This window comes from Bradyrhizobium sp. 31Argb, assembly GCF_043638955.1.
Classification (GTDB): domain Bacteria; phylum Pseudomonadota; class Alphaproteobacteria; order Rhizobiales; family Xanthobacteraceae; genus Bradyrhizobium.
In genome coordinates this window covers 1-6,108 of the sequence record NZ_JBEGDB010000372.1, presented here as the reverse complement: position 1 = coordinate 6,108, position 6,108 = coordinate 1, and the positions used below count along the sequence as shown (strand labels likewise).

At 63.6% G+C, this 6,108-nt stretch carries 6 protein-coding genes; 4 read left to right on the top strand and 2 right to left on the bottom strand.

Annotated features, from left to right (window positions below; all coding sequences use genetic code 11):
- Positions 1-108: 108 nt before the first annotated feature.
- Positions 109-849: an SDR family NAD(P)-dependent oxidoreductase gene (locus AAFX91_RS37755; protein WP_130582020.1), complete on the bottom strand. Its 741-nt coding sequence runs from the start codon at positions 847-849 to the stop codon at positions 109-111.
- Between the two features lie 88 nt (positions 850-937).
- Between AAFX91_RS37755 and AAFX91_RS37750 the strand changes: the two genes are divergently transcribed.
- On the top strand, positions 938-1,597 hold the full coding sequence (locus AAFX91_RS37750; protein ID WP_165421384.1) for a TetR/AcrR family transcriptional regulator: 660 nt from the start codon (positions 938-940) through the stop codon (positions 1,595-1,597).
- Between the two features lie 339 nt (positions 1,598-1,936).
- Here AAFX91_RS37750 and AAFX91_RS37745 read toward each other — a convergent pair whose 3' ends face one another.
- Positions 1,937-2,911, bottom strand: coding sequence for a LysR family transcriptional regulator (locus AAFX91_RS37745; protein ID WP_394569885.1), 975 nt, complete (start codon positions 2,909-2,911; stop codon positions 1,937-1,939).
- 86 nt (positions 2,912-2,997) lie between these two features.
- Between AAFX91_RS37745 and AAFX91_RS37740 the strand changes: the two genes are divergently transcribed.
- The 3 genes from AAFX91_RS37740 to AAFX91_RS37730 are packed head-to-tail and all read left to right on the top strand — an operon-like array spanning position 2,998 to position 5,718.
- Positions 2,998-3,828, top strand: a complete 831-nt coding sequence (locus AAFX91_RS37740) for a class I SAM-dependent methyltransferase (protein ID WP_394569884.1) — start codon at positions 2,998-3,000, stop codon at positions 3,826-3,828.
- Positions 3,829-3,839: 11 nt separating this feature from the next.
- Positions 3,840-4,364, top strand: coding sequence for a hypothetical protein (locus AAFX91_RS37735; protein WP_394569883.1), 525 nt, complete (start codon positions 3,840-3,842; stop codon positions 4,362-4,364).
- Complete coding sequence (locus tag AAFX91_RS37730) at positions 4,354-5,718, top strand: MFS transporter (protein WP_394569882.1); 1,365 nt, start codon at positions 4,354-4,356, stop codon at positions 5,716-5,718. Before AAFX91_RS37735 ends, AAFX91_RS37730 begins: the two co-directional genes overlap by 11 nt.
- Positions 5,719-6,108: the final 390 nt, after the last annotated feature.

Sequence of the window (6,108 nt, the reverse complement as noted above, 5' to 3'; positions counted from 1 at the left end):
GCCTGCGTCCACGATCTTCGAATCATGGTTGCCCATGGATTCAGAATCCTCAGTCAATTACAACTGTAATGCTAGTCTGCTCCTTTGTTGCAATCAGTTTGCGGGCCTTCAGGCCAACAGCCCACCATCGACGTTCACGATGGTCCCAGTGATCTGGCGGGCGGCGGGACTTGCGAGGAAGGCGACGGCGGCGGCGATATCCGCAGGCGCGCCATAACGGCCCAACGGGATGAGGCTGCGCTGGAAGTCCGAGAACTCACCGTCCGCGGGGTTCATGTCAGTGTCGGTTGAGCCCGGCTGGACCAGATTAGCCGTAATGTCGCGTGGCCCAAGCTCGTGCGCCAGACCGCGGGTGAAGGACTGCAGCGCGGACTTGGTCATGAAATAGACCGTACCGGTCGCCCCGACGATGCGCTCTGCGCCGGCGGAACCGATGGTGATCACACGGCCGCCCGCGCCAAGGTGGGGGATGGCCGCTTGCGTGACGAGTACGGGGCCGCGGACGTTGACTGCGAGAAGCGCGTCGATGTCGTCCACCTTGAAGTCGGCGATCGTATCGTAGAGCGCGATGGCGGCGTTGTTGACGAGAATGTCCAGCCCCCCCAACGCTCCGACGGCCTCATCGACGGACCGTCTAATGGCGACCGGATCGGCGCTGTCGGCCTGGATGGCTACGCCACGGCGGCCATGCCGCTCGATCGACGTCACCACCGCTTGGGCGCGCTCGGTGGCGTGCTGAAAGGTCAGGGCGACGTCCGCACCGTTCTCAGCGAGCACGAGCGCGATGGCCGCCCCGATCCCCCGAGAGCCACCGGTCACAAGTGCCCGTTTTCCGGCCAAACTGATCATCATTCGTCCTTTTATGTAGTGATCGTTGCATATTTCATATTTCCTAGAATCGTTGCGCAGGGGCGTCAATATGTTTATGTAGTGATCGATGCAAAAAAAGGATCAGTGCTCATCAGAATGCGCACGCCGTGGACGTGGTCGGCCGCGCGCGTTTGACCGTGAAGCCGCGCTGGCGCAGGCAATGAAGCTGTTCTGGATCAAGGGCTACGAGGGAACTTCGGTTGCAGACCTAACGGAGGCGATGGGCGTGGGTTCGACCAGTCTCTATGCCGCCTTCGGCTCGAAGGACGAGCTGTATGCCGAAGCGCTTCGCTTCTACTCCGCGACCTATGAGGACTTGGTCCTAGGGCGGTTTCGCAAGGCCGCCACGGCGCGCGACGCGGCGCTGGCGTACCTGCGAGACTCCGCGGCTGCAATGACGGGATCGGATTGCGACCTGCCTCACGGATGCATGGTCACGCTGGCGACGGTTGGAAGCGATGGCCACACCGAACTGGGCGACCTGATGCGTACGGCACGGGGTGGCGCGTTTGATGTGCTCACGGCTCGTTTGGAAAAGGGCGTCGCAGAAGGGGAGCTGCCAAAATCTCTCGATGTCGCCAAGCTCGCGAGGTTTCTGCAAACTGTGCAGAGCGGGATGGCGATCCGAGCCCGTGACGGCGCCGACAGGGCCGAACTCCAGGCTGTAGCCGAGATTGCCATGGCTGGGTGGGACGGTATCGTCTCCAGCGAGCGTCGGGCGGATTAGTTTTCCGCCTCAGCTCGAAGAGCTGAGGCGGAAAGCGTAATCAGCCATTCCTCGCACCAACCATGGTGGGTTACACCTTCTCTCTTCACGCGTTGAGACGATGGACGCCGGTACTCGGCTAACTATCCTAGACAGCTCGGGCATGTCGTGCCGCGAGAATGCGGACGCGCACCCCCTCACATACTCCCCGTCGTGCCCCGCGAAGGCGGGGCATCCAGTATCCCGCGGCTTCTCGGTTCAAGCTCTGACGCCTCTGGAATACTGGATCGTCCGGTCAAGCCGGACGATGACAGCGGAGAGCTGTTTGACAATTGCATCAGAACCCACCAGGTCGCCGGGTCAGCTGCTGTTCGCACGGTTGAGCTTGCGTGATCCCCTCGCGGTCGTGCCGCCGCGCGGCACATCAGCGCTCTCGCTTTTCACGTGCTCGATGAATGCACGCAGTTTGGGCAGGACCTGACGTTTCCCTGGATAGTACAGAAAGACCCCCGGCGTGGTTACGGCGAACGGCGTTAGTAGCGCTTGCAATTGGCCTTCAGCCATCGGCGCTCTGGCAAGCGGACCGGGCAGTTGCGCGAGGCCCAAGCCTTGTATCGCCGCTTCGAGGAGTGTGGGGTAGTCGTGGGCAATCAGCGGTCCCGAGACGATCGCCTCCACCGTCCTGTTGCCGTCGACAAAGGGCCAGGGCGCAATCGACCCGTTCGAGCGGCGCATGCGCAGGCAGGCGTGGTCTCGCAGATCGTCGATGCGCTCCGGCCGTTTCCGTCGCCGCAGATATTCGGGGCTGCCGACGACCACCCATAGGAACGGCGGCGTCAGCCGCACCGCGACCATGTCGGCGGCGATGAACTGGCCCAGCCGGATGCCTGCATCAAAGCCTTCGGCCGCAAGGTCGACCAGCTCCGCGCTTGCGGCGATCTCCACTTCGACTTCGGGGTAGGTCCGGCAGAAGGATGCGATCAGCGGCTCCAACAGAAACGGCACCACCGCGCGCGGCACTGAGAGGCGCAATAGTCCGGCCGGCCGCTGCCCTAGCTCGCGTGCGACCTCGCTTGCCGCGACGAGTTCGGCGAAGGCGGGCTTCGCGCGCGAAATGAATCGCTCACCGGCTTCGGTCAGACCGACGCTGCGCGTGGTGCGGACGAACAGCGCCGCACCGACGCGCGCCTCCAAGGCGCGCACGGCCTGGCTGATCGCCGATGGAGTGACCCCGAGTTCCGCGGCCGCTTTGCGGAAGTTGCGGTGCTGCGCAACACTCAGGAACGCCTCCACGCCGTCGAGCGCGCCGTGCCTGACTGTGAAGTTGTGCTTCATGGCTCATCGACATTATCGCGGATAGTCGCTCGCCGGAAGCGGTCGTATTTATGCGGTGAGATCTGATGCTTTAGGAGAGTGTTGCGATGACCGATATCCTCGATGGCGTGCGCGATCACTATCGCGCGACCGGCCTGACCGAGCGGCTGGAGACGGCGCTCGTGGCGTTCGGGCCGGAGAAACAGCGGCTGATGCCGCAGCAGCTGGCCGCGCTCGACCAGTTTCACACCCGCGGGCTCGCAGCCACCGCCGAGCTCGCCAGGTTGGCTGGAATTGCCGCCGAGATGTCGGTGCTGGACGTCGGTTCGGGCGTCGGCGGGCCGGCGCGCTTTTTGGCCGCGACCTATGGCTGCCGGGTGACGGGCGTCGATCTCAGCGACCCATTCGTGGATGCGGCGCGCTATCTGACCGAGCGAACGGGGCAGGGTGAGCGGGTGTCGTTTGAGACAGCCAGCGCGCTGGACCTTCCGTTCGACGAAGGCCATTTCGACGTCGTGCTGTTGCAGCATGTGGCAATGAACATCTCTGATCGGGCGCGGCTCTACCGCGAGATCCGGCGCGTGCTGAAGGCAGGCGGCAGGTTTGCAATCTACGATGTCGTGCTGAACGACGGCGAGCCGCACTATCCCGTTCCCTGGGCACGAACGCCGGCTACAAGTTTTCTTCTGACCGCCGCCGCGACGCGCGAGGCGATTGAACCAGCCGGTTTCCGCAACGTCGCATGGCGAGACGACACAGAGGCCGCCAAAGCCTGGATCGCTGAGTTGCGTGCGTCGGGTCCGCCGCCTTCGCCCAATCTCGGCGTGGTGATGGGGCCGGACTTCGCGCAGCTTGCAGCCAACTTGGGACGAAACTTGATGGAGGGCCGGGTCGGCATCCTGAGCGCAGTGTTCGAGGCCGCGTCGGTCAACACCTGATAGGAGGTCCAATGTCTCCGGCAACCGTTTTCCAGATACATCTCGTGATGGGCTACGTCCCGTGGCTGCTTTGCTTCGGCGCGTATGTGTGGCCCAAGCTCAAGGCGATGGACCAGGTCGAGGCGCAACGCGCCATCGCAACCCTGCACAGCTTCCGCTTCTTCGGCCTCGTCTTCCTCGTTCCCGGCGTCGTCGGCCCCAATCTGCCGGCTGGCTTCGCCACCTTCGCCGGCTACGGTGACCTCGCAACCGGGGTGCTGGCAATCATGGCGCTTGTCACGGTCAACATACGTCCGCTGTTTTGGCTGTTCGTCGTCGCCTTCAATCTCGTCGGCGCGGCCGACATCATCATCGACTACTACCACGGCAACGCGGTCGGCCTAGCGGCGCTGGCGGGGGAGTTGGGCGCCACTTACGCGATCCCGATCATCTACGTGCCTGTGCTGATGATCACGCACGTCGCTGCATTCTATTTGTTGGCGCGTGGTCAGGTCCGGGCGGCTCGCACTCTCCCGAGCTGGTCCAATGCGCGCTAGCGACCGCAGCCGCGCCTGGATCGTGGTGGTGCTGCTCTTCATGTTCATGGTGATCAATTTCGCCGACAAGGCGGTGATCGGGATCGCCGCAGTGCCAATCATGCAGGAGCTGCAACTCGGCCCGCGCCAGTTCGGGTTGGTCGGTTCCAGCTTCTACTTGCTGTTCGCAGTCTCGTCAGTCGCGACCGGCTTTCTCGTCAACCGGGTACAGACGCGCTGGGTGCTATTGGCGATGAGCTTCATCTGGGCGCTGACGCAGTTTCCGATGATCGGCTCGGTTGGGCTGGAAACCCTGGTGGCATGTCGCATCGCACTCGGGATCGGTGAAGGTCCGACAGCACCGGTGGCGCTGCATTCCGCCTACAAATGGTTCCCCAACGAAGTGCGCACCCTTCCGACTGCTGTCATTCTGCAAGGCGGGGCGATCGGCGTCCTGGTGGCATTGCCGCTGCTGAACTGGATCATTGTGCGTTGGACCTGGCATTGGGCGTTCGGCTCGCTCGGCCTGGTCGGCCTCGTTTGGTGCGCGTTGTGGCTTGTCTTCGGCCGCGAAGGGGCGTTGGACACCGAGAGCGCAAAGCCAAAGGAAGCAGCGCAATCGTCCCTACGGGTCGGCTACGCGCAATTGCTGCTGAGCCCCACGATCTTGGCGTGCTGGGCGGCGTCGTTCGGGGCCAACTGGGCCCTGTCGCTGGCGCTCTCGTGGCAAGGCGCTTATCTGGTCAAGGGTCTTGGCCTTGCGCAAAGCTCGATCGGTTTCCTGGGAGCGCTGCCCGCTGGTGGCAGCGCGGTCGCGATGCTTGCGACCGGCTGGTATTCGCAACGCCTGCTGTCACGCGGCGTATCGAGCAGAGTGGCGCGCGGCATCCTCGGTGGATTGAGTGTCGTCCTTGGCGGCGCTGCGCTGGCGCTGCTGCCGTACGTTCCGGGCATCCCCGTCAAGATTGCCCTGACAACACTCGGGGTGGCGCTGCCTTCGGCGATCTACATCATCAGCAATGCCGTCGTTGGTGAAATCACTCCGGTAGCGCAACGGGGCGCACTGCTCGCGATCGGCACCGCAGTTGCGAGTTCAGCCGGTCTGCTCGCACCCTATGTCATGGGCAGTGTTATTGAGAGCGCCACGACACCGCTCGACGGGTTCAACACCGGGTTCTTCATGTGCGGGGTCATCATGCTGGTGGGTGGCGTCATCGCCATCGCGTTCGCAAATCCCGAGCGCGAGGTGGAATGGTGGTCGAGGCGGGGCCGGCCGCTCACGCATGCGCAGGCGGAGAAATGGATTCCGGGCTCGATGCGGAGCCTGTCACCGGGCCGCGCTTTGCGCGGACCCCGTGGCATCACCCCGGAATGACAAGCGTGGATTTGGCGCGCGGCGTGCGACAAATCAACCCGACGGGCAAATCACCAAAAGTCTGTCTATCCCATCTCGCAAAAATAAACCGCTTAACCCGTCGGGCAAATCATCGCTATGACTCCGCGCGTCTCACGGCGGATGAGGGGCGGGTCGCGATCGTCACGAACGTTGCGGTGGGATGCGGTGGACGAGGGTGTCGCGACTGACGAGCGTGGCACTCGCGGACGGCGAAGTCGTGTGGTCCTGGCGCCCCGACGCTGGCGCTAAGTTCGCGAGCAGCAAGAGCTGCCGCGGATGACGGTGGCAAAAGAGCCCGGTCACCGGGGAGAGCACGAAGTAAGCCGTAAACCATCGCGCAGGGAAAGCCGGAATGCTTCGGTTGAACCT

Coding starts and splice junctions, on each gene's coding strand:
- AAFX91_RS37745 (WP_394569885.1), bottom strand. CDS start 2,911: ATGAAGCACAACTTCACAGTCAGGCACGGCGCGCTCGACGGCGTGGAG.
- AAFX91_RS37755 (WP_130582020.1), bottom strand. CDS start 849: ATGATCAGTTTGGCCGGAAAACGGGCACTTGTGACCGGTGGCTCTCGG.
- AAFX91_RS37735 (WP_394569883.1), top strand. CDS start 3,840: ATGTCTCCGGCAACCGTTTTCCAGATACATCTCGTGATGGGCTACGTC.
- AAFX91_RS37750 (WP_165421384.1), top strand. CDS start 938: ATGCAAAAAAAGGATCAGTGCTCATCAGAATGCGCACGCCGTGGACGT.
- AAFX91_RS37730 (WP_394569882.1), top strand. CDS start 4,354: ATGCGCGCTAGCGACCGCAGCCGCGCCTGGATCGTGGTGGTGCTGCTC.
- AAFX91_RS37740 (WP_394569884.1), top strand. CDS start 2,998: ATGACCGATATCCTCGATGGCGTGCGCGATCACTATCGCGCGACCGGC.